Here is an 18883-nt window from a genome sequence, read left to right on the forward strand (position 1 = left end):
TACCTCCATGAACACCGCGATCAGGGCGCAGACCGCGATCGTCTTCCCCGGCATGAGCGCCTCCCCCTTCACCGAGGTGGGCAAGTTCATGCTGATCAACCCGGCCGCCCGCGAGTTCGTCGCGCGGGCGGACGAGGCGCTCGGCTACAACCTGCTCGACCGGTTCCGGGACGACCAGGACGGCGGCGACTACTCGGAGGCCTCGCAGGTGGCCTTCCTGGTGAACTGCCTGGCCTCCGCGGAGTGGGCGGCCGGACAGCTCGGCTTCGTGCCCGAGGTGTGCACCGGCCCCAGCTTCGGCGAGAAGGTGCTCGCCGCGTACTCGGGCGCGCTCTGCTTCGAGGAGGCCGTTCTGATGACGGCGGAGGTCGCCCGCTGCATGGAGGACTGGTTCCGCACCGAGCACCAGGACGTCGTGACGCACTCCTTCCTGCGCACCCCGCAGGAGCAACTGGCAGAGCTCTTCGCCGAGTTCGACGAGCGCGGCGAGTTCCGCGAGGTGTCGTGCCACGTCGACCACGACTTCCACATGGTGTCGATGCGCGAGCCGAGCCTGGAGTGGTTCCTGCCGAGGCTGCGCTCGCTGGGCGGCATGTCGCTCTACACCATGCGCCCCCCGGTGCACTGCACGGCCTTCGGCGGGCTCCGGGACCGGGTCGAGCGGGAGGTCTTCGGCTCGCTCACCTTCCACGACCCGAAGCTGCCCGTGGTCGCGGACCAGGACGGCCGCGTCCTGACGACCGCGGCCGAGGTGCGCACCATGCTCCTCGACAGCTTCGTCACGCCGATGCGGTGGCCCTCGGTCGTCGCCTCGCTGAAGGAGCTGGGCGTGCGCCGGGTGTGCGTGTCGGGGCCGGACTCGCTGTTCGGCCGCGTCCCGGTGACCCGCGACAACTTCGAGGTCGTCGCGGCCTCGCCGGCCCTCGCCATGCGGCCCCGCGCCCGTGCCCGCCGGGCGGCGGCGACCGCGGCCTGAGCCCGTACCGCCGCACCGCCCGGCACCCCACCCGCCTCACCCCGCATCCGCCTCACCCCGCCTCCGCGTCCACCTTCACCGAACAGGGAGACCACCCATGTGGGACGACACCTTCGAAGAGATCCTGCTCACCTACCTGCCCTTCCTCGACGAGGACGAGAAGCTGGAGGCCGACACGCCGCTGCGTGACCTCGGCCTCGACTCGCTCGGTACCGTCGAGCTGCTGGCCGCCCTCGAGAACGCCTACGACGTGCGCTTCCAGGACGACGCGCTGAGCCTGGAGACCTTCCGGTCGCCCGGCGTCCTGTGGGCCGCCCTCTCCTCGTTGCTCCAGCCGGCCGCGTGATGGGCGGGCCGTCTGCGCACACACTCGCCGGGCGGTTCCTGCGCGGTCTGGCGCTCTCGCCGCAGCGCGCGGCGTTCCGGGCCGGGGCCGAGACGCGTACGTACGAGCAGACCCACGACCTCGCCCTGCGCTGGGCGGGCTCCCTGCTCGCCGCGGCGGACGGGCGGCCGGCGGCCGTCGGCGTGCTCGCGGGCAAGGGCGTCACCGCCTACACCGGCATCCTGGCGGCGCTCTACGCGGGCGCCGCCGTGGTGCCGCTGCGGCCCGACTTCCCGCAGGCCCGGACGAGGGCGATGCTGGACGCGGCGCCGCTGTCGGCGGTCATCGCGGACGGTCCGGGCAGCGCCGCGCTGCCCGGCCTGCTCGGCCCCGGCGGTGACGTCCCGGTGCTCGTCCCCGACGACGCGGTGCTGGGCACCGGGCTGCGCCGGGTCGACGTCCGGGACCGGCACGCGCTCGACGCGCCCGCCGCCGTCCGGCCGGAGGACCGCGCCTACCTGCTGTTCACCTCGGGCTCGACCGGGCGGCCCAAGGGCGTGCCGCTCACCCACGGCAACACGAGCCACTACTTCGACCTGCTCGACCGGCGCTACGACTTCAGCCCGGACGACGTGTTCTCCCAGACCTTCGACCTGAACTTCGACTGCTCGCTGTTCGACCTGTTCTGCGCGTGGGGCGCCGGGGCGACCGCCCAGTGGATTCCGCCCCAGGGCTACCGCGACCTGCCCGGCTACCTGGCCGAGCACCGGATGACGGTGTGGTTCTCCACCCCCAGCGGCATCTCGCTGGCCCGCCGCACCGGCGCCCTCGCCCCGGGCGCCCTGCCCGGGCTGCGCTGGAGCTTCTTCGCCGGCGAGGCGCTCAAGTGCCAGGACACGGCCGACTGGCAGCAGGCGGCCCCGCGCTCGGTCGTCGAGAACCTGTACGGCCCCACCGAGTTCACCGTCACCATCGCCGCCCACCGCTGGGACCCGGAGCTCTCGCCGGGCCTGGCCGTCAACGGCGTCGTGCCGATCGGGGCCGTCCACGAGGGCCACGCGTACGAGTTGCTGGACGCCGACGGCCGGGTGGTGCCCGACGAGGGCGAACTCTGCGTCTCCGGCCCGCAGATGGCGCCCGGCTACCTCGACCCGGCCGACGCCTCCGGCCGCTTCGTCGAACGCGACGGCCGGACGTGGTACCTCACCGGTGACCGGGTGCGGCGGGTCGGCGATCCGGCCGGCGGCCAGCTCGCCTACCTCGGGCGGATGGACGCCCAGGTCCAGCTCCAGGGCTGGCGGGTCGAACTCGCCGAGATCGACCACGCGCTGAGCACCGTCGAGGGCGTCACCGAGGCCGTCACCGTGGACGCGGTGACGGACGACGGCATCCGGCTCGTCGTCTTCTACACCGGCCCCGAGGCGGTCCGCCCCGCCGCGTTCGCGAAACAACTGGGAGAGGTGCTTCCGCAAGGACTCCTGCCCAAGCGCTATGTACTGCTCGGTGAAATGCCCCTGAACGCCAACCGGAAAGTCGACCGCAAGGAACTGCGGAATCGCGCCGGCGCCCTGATTGCCGCAGGTAAAGAAGGCGGCGGCAGTAGGGGGAACTAGGGGTGGTGTGTCCGGCCCTCCGCTAAGTAGCGTCGTTGGGGATTGAATCCCCCATTCGGGGTCCGCGTCGGTCGTTTCCCGGCCGGCGCGGACCCCGGATTCGGCGACAGGAGAATGGCGTTGGACACCCTTTCCTACGGGGATCGAATAACTGCGGAAATAACCGCAGCAGGGAATTCCGGCCGGGCCGCACTCGTTCATGAACTGCTGGCCGAAGCGGTGGCCGACTCCGCCGGGTCCAAGGCGGTCAGCGACACCGCCGGCACCTGGACGTACGAGCAGCTCGACGGCTACGCCCAGGCATTCTCCGCCTGGCTGGCCGACCAGGGCCTGCGCCGCGGCGACCGGCTCGTCGTGCAGATCCCCACCACCCGGGAACTGGTCGCCATGTTCTTCGGCGCCGCCATGCGCGGCGTCGTCTTCGTCCCGCTCAACCCGGGGATGAAGAACTTCCACCTCAGGCCCGTCCTGGCGAATGCGGAACCGGCCCTGGTGCTGGTGACCGAGGCCGCCGCGGAGAACGTCTCCACCCTCACCGGGGCGGCCGTCCGCGACCGGGACTCCGTCTGGGGCGAGGTCGAGAAGTACGCCGAGACCGGCGCCCGGACGCAGAACGCCGCGGTCGAACCGGACGACGTGGCCGTCCTCGTCTACACCTCGGGTTCGACCGCCGCCCCCAAGGCGGTGATCTGCCCGCACGCCCAGATCACCTTCGCGTCCGCGGCCATCGAGAACGTCATCGGCTACCGCCCGGACGACGTCGTCTTCTGCCGCTTCCCGATCTCCTGGGACTACGGCCTCTACAAGGTCCTGCTCTCCGTCCTCGGTCGCTCCGAGATCGTCCTCGCCGACGGCGCCTCCGACCTGGTGCTGCTGCGCCGCATCCGCGAGTCCGGGGCCACCATCGTGCCGATCGTGCCCTCGCTGGCCGCGATGATCGTGCGCCTCGCCGAGCGCGAGGAGGACCCGGCGCCGAACGTCCGGCTCTTCACCAACACCGGTGCCGCGCTGCCGCAGGCGACCATCGACGCGCTGCGGGCCAAGTTCCCCGGCTGCCGGGTGGTCCGCCAGTACGGGCAGACGGAGTGCAAGCGCATCACCGTCATGCCGCCCGCGCAGGAGCGCGAGCGCCCCGACGCGGTCGGCCTGCCGCTGCCCGGTACCGAGGTGCTCATCCTGGACGAGGACGGCCGCGCGCTGCCCCCAGGCGAGACCGGCGAGATCGTCGCCGTCGGCCCCCACGTCATGCCCGGCTACTGGCGCAACCCCGAGCAGACCGCCCGGGCGTTCCGCACCGACCCCGTCACCGGCGCGCGCCGCCTGCACACCGGCGACTACGGACGGCTCGACGAGGACGGCTACCTGTACTTCGACGGCCGGCGCGACGACATGTTCAAGCGCAAGGGCGTGCGGATGAGCACCGTCGAGATCGAGTCCGCCGCCACCGACATCGACGGCGTGCGCGCCGCCGCCGTGCTGCCCCCCGAAGGGGAGCGCGACCTGGTCCTGTTCGTCGAGACGCAGCGCGGCCGGGCCGAGGTCCTGCGCGAGCTCAACGCCCGCCTGGAGGCCCAGAAGGTGCCCTCCGCCTGCTACGTCGTCGACGCGATACCGCTCACCCAGAACGGCAAGAACGACAAGAAGAAGCTCGTCGAGCTTCTCGAGGGGACCTCCAAGTGACCCGTTACGCCGACCTCGCGGAGCGCTACGGCACCCCGCTGTACGTCTACGACCTCGACCGGGTCCAGGCGGCCCGGGACGACCTCTTCGCGGCGCTCCCGGAGGGCTTCGAGCTCTTCGCCGCCGTCAAGGCCAACCCGCACCCGGAGGTCCTCCGGGCGCTGCGGGAGGGCTCCGACCACGCCTGCCGCGCCGAGATCAGCTCCACCGGCGAGCTCGCCGCCGCCCTGACCGCCGGGTTCGACCCGGCGGGGATCCTCTACACCGGCCCCGGCAAGACCGACGGCGAGCTGGACGAGGCGATCGCCAAGGGCGTGCGGATGTTCTCCGTGGAGTCGGCCACCGACCTGGAGCACATCGGCGCCGTCGCCCTGCGCCACGGCGTCGTCGCCGACGCCCTGCTGCGCATCAACAGCGTCTCGGCGAGCGCCACCACCAGCATCCGGATGACCGGCGCCCCCTCGCAGTTCGGCATCGACAGCGAGAAGCTCGTCGAGCTGATGCCGCGGCTGCGCGCGGTGCAGGGCGTCCGCCTCGCCGGCGCGCACTTCTTCCCGCTGAGCAACGCCCGCGACGAGGACGCCCTGATCGGGGAGTTCCGCAACACCGTCGCGGTCGCCGCCCAGACCTTCGCCGACACCGGCATCGAACCGCGGTTCCTGGACATCGGCGGCGGCTTCTCGGCCCCGTACGCGGTGCCCGGCAAGCGCCCCGTCTACACGCGGCTGCGCGCCGCCCTCACCGAGATCCTCGACGAGCACTTCCCGCGCTGGCGCGCAGGGTTCCCCACGGTGGCCTGCGAGTCCGGGCGCTACCTCGTCGGTGACGGCGGCACGCTGCTCGCCGGGGTGGTCAACATCAAGGAGAGCCGCGGCCGCACCTTCGTCATCCTCGACGCGGGCATCAACACCTTCGGCGGCATGTCCGGCCTCGGCCGGCTGCTCCCGGTCGCGGTCAGCCCCGACCCGGAGGGCGCGGACACCGCCGAGTGGACCAAGGCCAGCCTGGTCGGCCCGCTCTGCACCCCCGGCGACGTCCTGGGCCGCGACGTGAAGCTGCCGCCGCTGGACGGCGGCGACGTCATCGAGATCCCCAACGCCGGCGCGTACGGGCCCACGTCGAGCCTGCTGATGTTCCTCGGCCGCCCGGCCCCGACCGAGGTCGTGGTGCGCGGCACCGAGGTCGTCTCCATCTCCCGCATCGAACACGTCAGGACGTACGCATGAGCGAGCTCACCCTGACCGGTACCACCGCGGTCGCCGCCGGCCCCACCGCGACCGCCCTGCCCGACGCCCCCGGGCCCGGCGGCGGGACGGTCATCGTCAGCGGGCTCTCCTCGGACGCCCACACCTGGAACCTCGTCTTCCTCCAGCTCCTGATCGAGGAGCTCGGCTACGACGTCGTCAACCTCGGCCCGACCGTCCCGGACGAGCTGCTGGAGTCGGAGATCCGGGCGCACGACCCGGCCCTCGTGGTGATCAGCAGCGTCAACGGCCACGGCTACCAGGACGGGGTGCGGGTCATCCGCAAGCTCCGCGCCGTCCCCGCCCTCGCCCGCACCCCGATGGTGATCGGCGGGAAGCTGGGCATCGCCGGCGGCAGCGACGAGGCCCACCTCCGGGAGCTGGTCGAGGCCGGCTTCAACGCCGTCTTCGAGGACGGCCGCACGGAACAGGGCTCCTTCGAGCGCTTCCTCGTCTCGCTGCCGCAGAAAGCGCTCAGGTGACCGAGGAGAACGCCCAGTCCCCCGCCGTCCCGGCGGGATCCCCCGAGGCCCGGGCGGGCACCGTGCCCGCCGACTTCGGCCGCTTCGTGCGCGCCGCGCACGAGGCCGGCCGGCTGGTGGTGCAGCCGCGCATGGGGTTCAGCGACCCCGCGCGGATGCGCCGCGGCCTCACCGCCACCCGGAACGCCCGCGCGACCACCGTCGGCACCCTCACCCTCGACAGCTACACCCGGGTCGGGGACATGGCGGCCGTCGAGGAGGCGCTGCGCCTGGGCACCGGCATCAACGGCTACCCGATCGTCAACTACAGCCCGGAGCAGACCCGGGAGGTCCTCGACGGGCTGCACGGGCCCGCCTTCCCGGTGCAGGTCCGGCACGGCTCCGCCAAGCCGTTCCACATCTTCGAGGCGCTGGTGCGGGCCGGCCTGAGCGCCACCGAGGGCGGCCCCGTCTCCTACTGCCTGCCGTACGGGCGGACCCCGCTCGACCAGTCGGTGCGGGAGTGGGACCGCTCCACCAAGCTCTTCTCCCGGCTGCGCGAGAGCGGCGTCGAACCGCACCTGGAGTCCTTCGGCGGCTGCATGCTCGGGCAGCTCTGCCCGCCCAGCCTGCTGGTGGCGATCAGCGCCCTGGAGGCGCTCTTCTTCCACCGCAACGGCATCCGCAGCATCTCCGTCAGCTACGCCCAGCAGACCCACCCGGAGCAGGACGCCGAGGCGGTCGCCGCCCTGCGCGCCCTGTGCGCGCGGCTGCTGCCGGACACCGTCTGGCACGTGGTGATCTACACCTACATGGGGGTGTACCCGACCACCGACACCGGGTCCTACCGGCTGCTCGGCGAGGCGGCCCGGCTGGCGGCGCGGTCCGGATCGGAACGCATCATCGTGAAGACGGTCGCGGAGTCCCGGCGCATCCCCACCATCGAGGAGAACGTCGCGGCGCTGGAGTACGCCTCGGACGTCGCGGCCGACGAGGCCGCCGTCCCGGCCCTCGCGGCCGGGGCCGACGGCCGGTCGCCGGCCACCGAGGTCCTCGCCCGCACCGACTCCCAGACCTACACCGAGGCCACCGCCCTCGTCGACGCGGTGCTGAACCTCCACGACGACGTGGGCCAGGCACTGCTGCTCGCCTTCAAGCGCGGGTACCTCGACGTCCCCTACTGCGTGCACCCCGACAACATGGGGCGCACCCGCAGCTTCATCGACGGCACCGGGCGGCTGCGCTGGGCGACCACCGGGGCCCTGCCGATCGGCCGCGTCGCGGACGCCTCGGGGAACCGGCGGGTGACGTCCCGTGAACTTCTCGAAGCACTCACCTACATACAGCGCACCTTCGATGACGAGGCCTTCCGCAGTCCGCTGCCCGGATAGCGGAGCCGCAGGTCCGGCCCCGGCATAGGGGCCGTTAGGGGTGTGGCCCGCCCGATTCCTGTCGTTAGTTTTGGGGCGTATTGCCGTCCGGAGCGTCGAGGGCGTACCGCCCGACGCCCCGGGGCGCCTGCCGCCCGACCTTTCGCCTGCCAGCAACTGGATGAGTAGTGGAGTGCGCGGAATGAGCGAGTCCGAAAACTTGGTTCACCAGACGGGTGGCGCGCCGGTGCAGGACAGCAGCGCGCTGGCCCGCCGTCTGTCGGGGCTGAAGCCGGCCGAGCAGCTGCGCGCCGCGGTGGCACTGGTCGGCGAGCAGGTCGTCGCGACCCTGCGGCACGCCGGCGCCGAGGTGCCGCGCACCGTCGACGAGAACCGCCCCTTCCTGGAACTGGGCTTCGACTCGCTCGCCGCGGTCGACCTCCACGCGCGGCTGGCCGCGGCGACCGGGCTCGACCTCCCGGTCACCCTCGCCTACGACCACCCGTCGACCGCCGCGCTCGCCGCCTTCCTGCGCGGCACCGCGCTCGGCCTGGCCGAGGAGACCGTGGTCGCCGAGCGGGTCGGCGCCGACGACGACCCGATCGCGATCGTCGGCATCGGCTGCCGCTACCCCGGCGGCCTCTCCTCCCCCGACGACCTCTGGCGCCTGCTGATGGACGAGGCCGAGGTGCTCGGCCCGTTCCCCACCGACCGCGGCTGGGACGTCGAGGGCATGTACGACCCCGAGCCCGGCGTGCCCGGCAGGAGCTACGTGCGCGAAGGCGGCTTCCTCTCCGAGGCCACCCTCTTCGACGCCGAGTTCTTCGGGATCAGCCCGCGCGAGGCGGTCGGCATGGAGCCGCAGCAGCGGCTCGTCCTGGAGACCGCCTGGGAGGCGCTGGAGCGCGCCGGCATCGCCCCGGACACCCTGCGCGGCGCCCGCACCGGCGTCTTCGTCGGCGCCGAGGTGCACGACTACGGCACCCGCATCCAGGACGCCCCCGACGGCCTCGCCGGCTACCTGATGACCGGCAACACCCCGAGCGTCATCTCCGGCCGGCTCTCCTACCTGCTCGGCCTCGAAGGCCCGGCCATCACCCTGGACACCGCCTGCTCCGGCTCCCTGGTGGCCCTGCACCTGGCCGCCAACTCGCTCCGCCAGGGCGAGAGTTCGCTCGCCCTGGCCGGTGGCGTCACGGTCATGGGCAGCCCCGGGATGTTCAGCGCCTTCAGCCAGCAGCGCGGCCTCGCCCCCGACGGCCGCTGCAAGGCCTTCGCGGCCTCCGCGGACGGCACCGGCTTCGCCGAGGGCGTCGGCATCTTCGTCCTGGAACGGCTCTCCGACGCCCGCCGCAACGGCCGCCGGGTGCTCGCGGTGATCCGCTCCTCCGCGATCAACCAGGACGGCGCCAGCAACGGGCTCACCGCCCCCAGCGGCCCCTCGCAGCAGCGCCTCATCCAGCAGGCCCTGGCCAACGCGGGCCTCACCGCCGCCGACATCGACGCGATGGAGGCGCACGGCACCGGCACCACCCTGGGCGACCCGATCGAGGCCCAGGCCGTCCTCGCCACCTACGGCCAGGGGCGTCCGGCCGGCCGACCGCTGCTCCTCGGCTCCATCAAGTCCAACCTGGGCCACACCCAGGCCGCCGGCGGCGTCGCCAGCGTCATCAAGCTGGTGATGGGCATGCGGCACGGCGTGCTGCCCAAGACCCTCCACATCGACGAGCCGACCCCGCACGTCGACTGGTCGACGGGCCGGGTCGAGCTGCTCACCGAGGCCAGGCCGTGGGAGGCCGCCGAGGGGCAGCCCCGCCGGGCCGCCGTCTCCGCGTTCGGCATCAGCGGCACCAACGCCCACCTGATCATCGAGGAGGTCCCGGCGACCGAGGACGCCGGGCCCGCGGGGGACGCCGGCACCGAGCGGCCCGGCACGCTCACCCCGTGGCTCGTCTCCGGCCGCGGCGCCGAGGCGCTGCGCGGCCAGGCCGCCCGCCTCGCCGCGTTCGCCGCCGGCTCCGACGCCTCGCCCGCCGAGCTCGGCCACGCGCTGGCCACCACCCGCAACCAGCACGCCGACCGTGCCGTCGTCCTCGCCGCCGACCGCGAGTCCTTCGTGGCGGGCCTGACCGCGCTCGCCGAGGGCGTCTCCGTGCCCGCCGTGGTGTCCGGCCACGCCGGCCCCGGCCTGCTCGCCTTCCTCTTCACCGGCCAGGGTTCGCAGCGCCTCGGCATGGGCCGCGAACTGTACGACACCTTCCCGGTGTTCGCCGACGCGCTGGACGACGCCGCCGACCTCCTGGACCTCCAGCTGGAGACCCCCCTCCTCGACGTGCTGTTCGCCGAGCCCGGCAGCCCGGAGGCCGCGCTCCTGGACCGGACCGCCTACACCCAGACCGCGCTCTTCGCCGTTGAGGTGGCGCTGTTCCGCCTGCTCGAGTCCTTCGGCGTGCGCCCCGACCACCTGGCCGGCCACTCCGTCGGCGAGATCGCCGCCGCCCACGTCGCCGGCGTGTTCTCGCTGGAGGACGCCTGCGTGCTGGTGGCCGCCCGCGGCCGGCTGATGCAGCAGCTGCCGGCCGGCGGCGTGATGGCGGCGGTCCGCGCCGCCGAGGCGGACGTGCTCCCGCTGCTGGCGGGCCGCGAGCACGAGGCGGGCATCGCCGCGGTCAACGGCCCGGCCTCCGTGGTGATCTCGGGTGCCGGGGGCGCCGTGGACGAGATCCTCGCCGCGCTGGCGGACCGCGGCATCAACGGAAAGCGGCTGACCGTCTCGCACGCCTTCCACTCGCCGCTGATGGAGCCGATGCTCGACGAGTTCCGGCGCGTGGTCCGGGCCGTCCGCTTCGACGAGCCGCTCATCTCCGTCGTCTCCAACGTCACCGGCCGCCTCGCCACCGGCGACGAGCTGCGCGACCCCGAGTACTGGGTGCGCCACGTCCGCGAGGCCGTCCGCTTCGCCGACGGTGTCCGCGCCCTCGAAGAGGCCGGTGTCACCACCTACCTCGAACTCGGCCCCGACGGCGTCCTCACCGCCATGGCGCAGCCCTGCCTCCAGGATCCGGACGAGGCCCTCCTCGCCCCGGTCCTGCGCCGGGAGCGCCCCGAGGAGCGCGAGCTGCTCACCGCGCTCGCCCACGCCCACACCCGCGGCCACGCCGTGGACTGGACACCGCTCTTCCCCGGCGTCGCCTCCCCGGGCGTCGAGCTGCCGACCTACGCCTTCCAGCGCCGCCGCTACTGGCTCGACGCGGGCACCTCGCAGAACGACCCGGCCGCCGTCGGCCAGTTCGCCGTCGACCACCCGCTGCTCGGCGCGGGCGTCCAGTTGCCCGGCTCCGACGGTGTCGTGCTCACTGGCCGCCTCGACCTGCGCACCACCGCCTGGCTCACCGACCACGCCATCCGCGGGCAGGTCCTGCTCCCGGGCACGGCCTTCGTGGAGCTGGCCGTCCGGGCAGGCGACCAGGTCGGCTGCGAGGCCCTGGAGGAGCTGACGCTGCAGGCCCCGCTCGTCCTCCCCGAGGGCGGCGGGGTGGCGGTCAGCATCCTGGTCGGGCCGGCCGACGAGACGGGCCGCCGCAGCCTGGCGGTCTACTCCCGCGCCGACGACGTCTCGTTCGACGACCCGTGGACCCAGCACGCCGCGGGCGTCCTCGCCCCCGAGGCCGGCCCGGCCGCGCCGGCGGAGCTCACCGCCTGGCCGCCGCAGGACGCCACCGCGCTCGACCTCTCCGGCGCCTACGCCCGGATGGCCGAGCAGGGCTACGGCTACGGCCCGGTCTTCCAGGGGCTGCGCGCCGCCTGGCAGCGCGGTGACGAGATCTTCGCCGAGATCGCGCTGCCCGAGGGCGAGCAGGGCGTCGCGGCCGCGTTCGGCCTGCACCCGGCCCTGCTCGACGCCGCCCTTCAGGCCGCCGACCTGGCGTTCCCCGATGCCGGGGCCGGCGACGACGCCACCCTGCTGCCGTTCGCCTGGAACGACGTCACCCTGCACGCGGTGGGCGCGGACACGCTCCGGGTGCGCATCGCGGTCGACGGCCGGGAGAAGTCCTCGCTGCTGATCGCCGACGGCACGGGCCGGCCGGTCATGTCGGTCGGCTCGGTACTGGCCCGCCCGGTCTCCTCCGCCCAGCTCTCCTCGACCGGCGCCGGCCCGCTCTACCGCTTCACCCTCAGGGAACTCCCGGTGGATGCGGGTGTGGTGCGGGAGGGTCGTTGGGTGGCGTTGGGTGCGGGGGTGTCCGGTGTGGATGCGGTCGCGGATCTGGGGTCGGCTGCGGGTGCGGCCGTGGTGGTGCTGCCGGTGGGTGGTGGTGAGCCGCGGGACGCCGTTTCCGGTGTGCTGACTGTTCTTCAGGAATGGTTGGGGGACGGGCGGTTCGCGTCGTCGCGGTTGGTGGTGGTGGCGGAGGCCGGGTCCTTGGCCGGTGGTGCGGTGGCCGGTCTGGTGCGGTCGGCGCAGGCGGAGGAGCCGGGGCGGTTCGTGCTGGTGGAGCTGGCCGGTGGTGATGCGTCGCTGCTGGGGGCTGCGGTGGCTTCGGGTGAGCCCGAACTCGTGCTGCGGGACGGTGCGGTGTTCGTGCCGCGGGTGGCCCGCGACGAGTCCGTGCGTGCCGAGACCGGGTCCGGTTCGCCGTTCGACGGTGCCGGGACGGTGCTGGTGACCGGTGGCACGGGTGGTCTGGGTGCGGTGGTGGCCCGGCATCTGGTGACCGGGCACGGGGTGCGGAGCCTGGTGCTGGTGAGCCGCCGTGGTGAGGCGGCGCCGGGCGCCGCGGAGCTTCGGGACGAACTCGTGTCCCTGGGTGCGGAGTCGGTGCTGGTGGAGGCGGCGGACGTCGCCGACCGTGAGGCGCTGGCCGGTGTGCTGGGCCGGGTGCCGCAGGACCGTCCGCTGGCGGGTGTGGTGCACACGGCCGGTGTGGTGGACGACGGGACGATCGGCTCGCTGACCCCGGAGCGGGTGGACGCGGTGCTGCGTCCGAAGGCGGATGCCGCCTGGCACCTGCACGAGCTGACCCGGGACCTCCCGCTGCGCGCCTTCGTCCTCTTCTCGTCGGCCTCGGGCACGCTGGACGGCGCCGGCCAGGGCAACTACGCCGCGGCCAACGCCTACCTGGACGCGCTGGCCCGCCGGCGCCGGTCGGAGGGCCTGCCCGCACTCTCGCTGGCCTGGGGCCTCTGGGACACCGGCACCGGCATGGGCGGCAACCTCAGCCGCGCCGACGTCCAGCGCATCAACTCCTCGGGCATGGTGGGCCTTTCGGCCGAGGAGAGCCTCGCCCTCCTCGACGCCGCGCTCACGAGCGACGAGCCCGTCCTCCTCCCCGTCCGCCTCGACCAGGCCGATCTGCGGGCCCGCGCCGACGGCGTCCCCGCCGTCCTGCGCGACCTCGTCCGTACGACGACCCGGCGCGCCGCCGAGAAGGCCGGCGCCGGCCAGGCCGCGTCCCCGATCGCCCAGCGCCTCGCCGGGCTCTCCGCGGACGAGCGCACCCGGACCCTGCTCGACCTGGTGCGCACCCACGTCGCCGCCGTCCTGCACCACGACAGCAGCGCGGCCATCGACAGCAAGCGCGCCTTCACCGAGATCGGCTTCGACTCCCTCTCGGCCGTCGAGCTGCGCAACCGGCTCAACCAGGAGACCGGCCTGCGGCTGCCCGCCACGCTCGTCTTCGACTACCCGACCCCCCAGGCGCTCGCCGACCACATCAAGGAGACCGTGGTCGGGGCCGACACCCCGGCCGTCGAGGCCGCCCCCGCCGTGGTGCTCACCGACGACGAGCCGATCGCCATCGTCGGGATGAGCTGCCGCTTCCCCGGCGACGTCCGCTCGCCCGAGGAGCTGTGGGAGCTGCTGGCCGCCGGTCGCGACGGCATCACCCGGTTCCCCGAGAACCGGGGCTGGGACACCAAGGGCATCTACGACCCCGAGCCGGGCAAGCCGGGCAAGACCTACTCCAACGAGGGCGGCTTCCTGCACGACGCGGCCGACTTCGACGCCGAGTTCTTCGGTATCAGCCCGCGCGAGGCGATGGCCACCGACCCCCAGCAGCGCCTGCTGCTGGAGGCCTCCTGGGAGGCCATCGAGCGGGCCGGCATCGACCCGTCCACGCTCAAGGGCAGCCAGACCGGCGTCTTCGCCGGCGTGATGTACCACGACTACGCCTCGCGCCTCGGCGCCGTCCCGGAGGACCTGGAGACGTACCTGGGCAACGGCAGCCTGGGCAGCGTGGTCTCCGGCCGCGTCGCCTACAGCCTGGGCCTGGAGGGTCCGGCGGTGTCGGTGGACACGGCCTGCTCGTCCTCGCTGGTCGCCCTGCACTGGGCGATCCAGGCGCTGCGCCGCGGCGAGTGCGACCTCGCACTGGCCGGCGGTGTCACCGTCATGGCCACCCCCGAGACCTTCACCGACTTCAGCCGGCAGCGGGGCCTCGCCAAGGACGGCCGCTGCAAGGCGTTCGCCGAGGCGGCGGACGGCACCGGCTGGGGCGAGGGCGTGGGCGTGCTCCTGGTGGAGCGGTTGTCGGACGCGCGCCGGCTCGGGCACGAGGTACTGGCCGTGGTCCGCGGTTCGGCGATCAACCAGGACGGTGCGAGCAACGGGCTGACGGCGCCGAACGGTCCGTCGCAGCAGCGAGTGATCCGGGCTGCGCTGGCCGCCGCGGGGCTGTCGACGTCCGATGTGGACGTGGTGGAGGCGCACGGCACGGGTACGACGCTGGGTGACCCGATCGAGGCGCAGGCGCTGCTGGCCACGTACGGCCAGGGCCGCCCGGAGGGCCGGCCGCTCTGGCTGGGCTCGATCAAGTCGAACCTGGGCCACACCCAGGCCGCCGCCGGTGTCGCGGGCATCATCAAGATGGTGCAGGCGATGCGTCACGAGGTGCTGCCCAAGACCCTGCATGTGGACGCCCCGTCCTCGCACGTGGACTGGTCCGCCGGTGACGTCGAGCTGCTGGCCGAGGCCCGCGCCTGGGAGAAGGCGGAGGGTGCACCGCGTCGCGCGGGTGTCTCCTCGTTCGGCATCAGCGGCACCAACGCGCACGTCATCCTGGAGGAGGCCCCGGCGGCCGAGCCGGATGAGTCGGCCGTCGAGGAGCCCGGCGCGGGTTGGCCGGTGGGTGTTCCGGTGCCGTGGGTGGTGTCGGGCCGGACGGAGGCCGCGCTGCGGGCGCAGGCCGGGCGGCTGCGGGAGTTCGTGGCGGGAACCGACCGGTCGCCGCTCGACGTCGGCTTCTCGCTGGCGTCCTCGCGTGCCGTCCTGGACCGCCGGGCCGTGGTGCTCGGGGCCAACCGGACCGAGCTGATGGTGGGTCTGGAGAAGCTCGCCGCGAGCGACGGCGCCGAGAGCGGTGCGGGCCGCTCCGAGGGCCGGACGGCGTTCCTGTTCACCGGTCAGGGTTCGCAGCGGGTCGGGATGGGGCGTGAACTGTACGAGGCCTTCCCGGTGTTCGCGGCTGCGCTGGACGAGGTGTGCTCGCTGCTGGACGGTGAGTTGGGTGTGTCGCTGCGCGAGGTGATCGCCGGGACGTCGGGTTCGCTGGACGACACGGTTCACACGCAGGCGGCGCTGTTCGCGGTCGAGGTGGCGCTCTACCGGCTGGTGGAGTCGCTGGGTGTGCGCGCCGACTTCCTGGCCGGGCACTCGGTGGGCGAGATTGCGGCTGCGCACGTGGCCGGGGTTCTGTCGTTGGCGGATGCGTGCACGCTGGTCGCCGCCCGCGGCCGGCTGATGCAGGCGCTGCCCGCCGGTGGCGTCATGGTCGCTGTCCGGGCCGCCGAGGCGGACGTGCTCCCGCTGCTGAAGGGCCACGAGAAGCAGGTCGGTGTCGCGGCGGTCAACGGGCCCGCCTCGGTGGTGATCTCGGGTGCCGAGGCGTCGGTGGGCAAGGTGGTGAAGAAGCTGGAGGAGCGCGGCATCGCCTCGGTCCGGCTGACCGTCTCGCACGCGTTCCACTCGCCGCTGATGGAGCCGATGCTGGAGGACTTCCGCGCCGTCGTGAGCGGCCTGACTTTCGCCGAGCCCAGGCTCGCCGTCGTCTCCAACGTCACCGGAGAGCTCGCCGACGGCGACGAGCTGCGCGACCCGGAGTACTGGGTCCGCCACGTCCGCCAGGCCGTCCGCTTCGCCGACGGCATCCGGGCCCTCGAAGCCGCCGGTGTGACCCGCTACCTCGAGCTGGGCCCCGACGGCGTGCTGACCGGCATGGCCCGGGCCTGCCTGGCCGACCCCGACGACGCCCTCCTCGTCCCGGCCCTGCGCAAGGGCCGCGACGAGGCCCCCGCCCTGCTGGCCGCCCTGGCCGCCGTGTTCGAGGCGGGCGCAGACGTCGACTGGGCGGCCGTGTTCCAGGGCAGTGGCGCGCGCCGCGTCGACCTGCCGACCTACGCCTTCCAGCACGAGCACTACTGGCTCGACGCCGTGGCGGCGGCCGGTGATGCGGCCTCCCTGGGCCAGGCCGCGACGGAGCACCCCTTCCTGGGGGCGGCCGTCGAACTTCCCGACTCCGACGGCTACCTGTTCACGGGCCGGGTCGGTCTCGACTCGCACCCCTGGCTGGCCGACCACACTGTCGCCGGGTCCGTCCTGCTGCCGGGCACGGCCTTCGTCGACCTGGCGATCCACGCGGGCCTGCACACCGGTCACGGCTTCCTGGAGGAGCTGACCCTTCAGGCGCCGCTGGTCTTCCCCGAGCGCGCCGGCTGCCAGCTGCGGGTCGTCGTCGGCGAGCCGGAGGAGGCGGGCCGGCGCCCGTTCTCGGTCTACTCCCGGCTGGAGGACGCGCCGGGTGAGCGCCTGTGGCTGAAGCACGCCACGGGCACGCTGACCGACGCCGCACCGGAGGCGGCCGCGGGCCTGAGCGTCTGGCCGCCGAAGGGCGCCGAGGCGATCGCCCTGGACGGCCTCTACGCCGAACTGGCCGCCGACGGGCTGGGCTACGGCCCGGTCTTCCAGGGGCTGCGGGCCGCCTGGAAGCGCAACGGCGAGATCTTCGCGGAGATCGCCCTCCCGGAGGAGGCGCACGTGGACGCGGCCGCCTTCGGCCTGCACCCGGCGCTGCTCGACTCCGCGCTGCACGCCACGGAGCTGCTCGACAACTCCCCGCGCGGCACCGAGGGGGCCTCGCTGCCCTTCGCCTGGTCCGACGTCTCCCTGCTCACGCCGGGCGTCACCGGGCTGCGGGTGAAGGTCTCCTCCTCTTCGCCGGACGAGTCGTCGCTGGTCATCGCCGACAGCGCGGGCCTGCCCGTGATGACGGTGGGGTCGATGGTGGCGCGGCCGGTGTCGGTCGACCAGATCGAGGCGGCGCGCAGCGGCGGCGCCACCCGCACGGTCTACCGGATGGAGTGGGTGGCCGAGCCGCTGGACCCCGCGGTGCCGATGGAGGGCCGCTGGGCCGTGGTCGGCCCGCAGTCGGACGCCTGGGCGGCCCAGTGGGGCGTCGAGGCGGCCCCGGAGCTCGACGCGGTGGCCGGTTCGAAGGTCGTGCTGCTGCCGGCCGGCGGGCCGGACGACAGCCCCGCCGGGGTGCGGGCGGAGACGGCCCGCGTGCTGGAGGTGCTCCGGTCCTGGCTGGCGGACGAGCGGTTCGAGTCCTCGCGCCTGGTCGTCCTGACGGAGGCCCCGTCACTGGCCGGCGGTGCGGTGGCCGGCCTGGTGCGGTCGGCTCAGGCGGAGAACCCGGAGCGGTTCGTGCTGGTGGAGCTGGCCGGCGGCGACGCGTCGCTGCGGCTGCTGCCCGCGGCCGTCGCCTCGGGCGAGCCCGAACTGGCCCTGCGGGACGGCACGGTGTTCGTTCCGCGGGTGGTGCGGGCCGAGACCGGGTCCGGTTCGCCGTTCGGCGGCACCGGGACGGTGCTGGTGACCGGTGGCACGGGTGGTCTGGGCGCGGTCGTGGCCCGGCACCTGGTGACCGGCCACGGGGTGCGGAGCCTGGTGCTGGTGAGCCGCCGTGGTGAGGCGGCGCCGGGTGCGGTGGAGCTGCGGGACGAACTCGTGTCCCTGGGCGCGGAGTCGGTGCTGCTGGAGGCGGCGGACGTCGCCGACCGCGAGGCCCTGGCGGCCGTCCTGGACCGGGTGGAGAAGGAGCGCCCGCTGGCCGGTGTGGTGCACACGGCCGGTGTGGTGGACGACGGGACGATCGGCTCGCTGACCCCGGAGCGGGTGGACGCGGTGCTGCGTCCGAAGGCGGATGCGGCCTGGCACCTGCACGAGCTGACCCGGGACCTCCCGCTGCGCGCCTTCGTCCTGTTCTCGTCCGTGGCGGGCACGCTGGACGGCGCCGGCCAGGGCAACTACGCCGCGGCCAACGCCTACCTGGACGCGCTGGCCCGCCAGCGCTGGCTGGACGGCCTGCCCGCACTCTCGCTGGCCTGGGGCCTCTGGGACACCGGCACCGGCATGGGCGGCAACCTCAGCCGCGCCGACGTCCAGCGCATCAACTCCTCCGGTGTGGTGGGACTGTCGGCCGAGGAGAGCCTCGCCCTGTTCGATGCCTCGCTGAGTGCCGACGAGGCGGTGCTGCTGCCCGTCAAGCTCGACCCGGCGGGCCTGCGCGCCCGTACCGGCGGCGTCCCCGCCATGCTGCGGACCCTGGTCCCGGCGGCCGAACCCCGCGCGCCCCGGGCGCCCAAGGCCGCTCCGGCCGCCGCGCCCGCGGCGGACGAGAGCCTGGAGTCGCAGCTCGCGGGCCTGTCGCAGGACGAGCAGCTCCACCTGCTCCAGAACCTGATCTGCGCGCACGTGGCCGCCGTCCTGGGCCACACCTCCGCCGCCACGGTGGACCCGGCGCGCTCCTTCCAGGAGGTCGGCTTCGACTCGCTCACCGCCGTCGAACTGCGCAACCGGCTCAACAAGGCCACCGGGCAGCGCCTGCCCGCGACGCTGATCTTCGACTACCCGAGCCCGGTGGCGCTCTCCAAGTACCTGCTCACCGAAATGCTCCCGGACATCCCCGAGGTGGCCGCCGCCTCCGGCGGCGAGCTGGACGAGGAGGCGTTCCGTCAGACGCTCGGCACCCTCTCGCTCGCCCGCGTCCGCGAGGCCGGGCTGCTCGACCAGCTGCTCGCGCTCGCCGCACCCGGCGGGCCCGCACAGCAGGACGACACCGCGCAGGCGGACCAGAGCGAATCGATCATGGCGATGGACCTCGAGGCCCTGTTGGCCGAGGCGGCCCGGCGCAGCGACTCCGAGTGACCGAGGAAGGC

Annotated in this window: 8 protein-coding genes; all 8 read left to right on the forward strand. The window is 73.9% G+C overall.

The annotated features are described in order from the left end of the window. Positions 1–7 precede the first annotated feature (7 nt). The 8 genes from ACZ5WK_RS10505 to ACZ5WK_RS10540 all read left to right on the forward strand — a co-directional run bounded on the left by ACZ5WK_RS10505 (position 8) and on the right by ACZ5WK_RS10540 (position 18872). A complete protein-coding gene (locus ACZ5WK_RS10505) occupies positions 8–976 on the forward strand; it encodes an ACP S-malonyltransferase (RefSeq protein WP_465546867.1) in 969 nt (322 codons plus the stop codon). Positions 977–1073: 97 nt separating this feature from the next. Then, on the forward strand, positions 1074–1322 hold the full coding sequence (locus ACZ5WK_RS10510) for a phosphopantetheine-binding protein (RefSeq protein WP_396325923.1): 249 nt from the start codon (positions 1074–1076) through the stop codon (positions 1320–1322). After that, a complete protein-coding gene (locus tag ACZ5WK_RS10515) occupies positions 1322–2914 on the forward strand; it encodes an AMP-binding protein (RefSeq protein ID WP_465546869.1) in 1593 nt (530 codons plus the stop codon). Before ACZ5WK_RS10510 ends, ACZ5WK_RS10515 begins: the two co-directional genes overlap by 1 nt. A 159-nt stretch (positions 2915–3073) precedes the next feature. Continuing rightward, positions 3074–4594 (forward strand): AMP-binding protein, encoded by a 1521-nt coding sequence (locus ACZ5WK_RS10520; protein ID WP_465546968.1) that lies wholly within the window; start codon positions 3074–3076, stop codon positions 4592–4594. Continuing rightward, entirely contained in the window at positions 4591–5820 is a 1230-nt protein-coding gene (locus tag ACZ5WK_RS10525) for a type III PLP-dependent enzyme domain-containing protein (RefSeq protein WP_465546871.1), read from the forward strand. Before ACZ5WK_RS10520 ends, ACZ5WK_RS10525 begins: the two co-directional genes overlap by 4 nt. Further along, positions 5817–6320, forward strand: a complete 504-nt coding sequence (locus tag ACZ5WK_RS10530; RefSeq protein WP_465546872.1) for a cobalamin B12-binding domain-containing protein — start codon at positions 5817–5819, stop codon at positions 6318–6320. Before ACZ5WK_RS10525 ends, ACZ5WK_RS10530 begins: the two co-directional genes overlap by 4 nt. Positions 6321–6382: 62 nt before the next feature. Continuing rightward, positions 6383–7690 carry a methylaspartate mutase gene (locus ACZ5WK_RS10535; protein WP_465546970.1) on the forward strand — a complete coding sequence of 436 codons (1308 nt, stop codon included), beginning with the start codon at positions 6383–6385 and terminating at the stop codon, positions 7688–7690. A gap of 349 nt (positions 7691–8039) precedes the next feature. Next, positions 8040–18872 carry an SDR family NAD(P)-dependent oxidoreductase gene (locus ACZ5WK_RS10540; protein ID WP_465546972.1) on the forward strand — a complete coding sequence of 3611 codons (10833 nt, stop codon included), beginning with the start codon at positions 8040–8042 and terminating at the stop codon, positions 18870–18872. Positions 18873–18883: the final 11 nt, after the last annotated feature.

It is taken from the genome of Kitasatospora sp. NPDC032757, assembly GCF_055579305.1.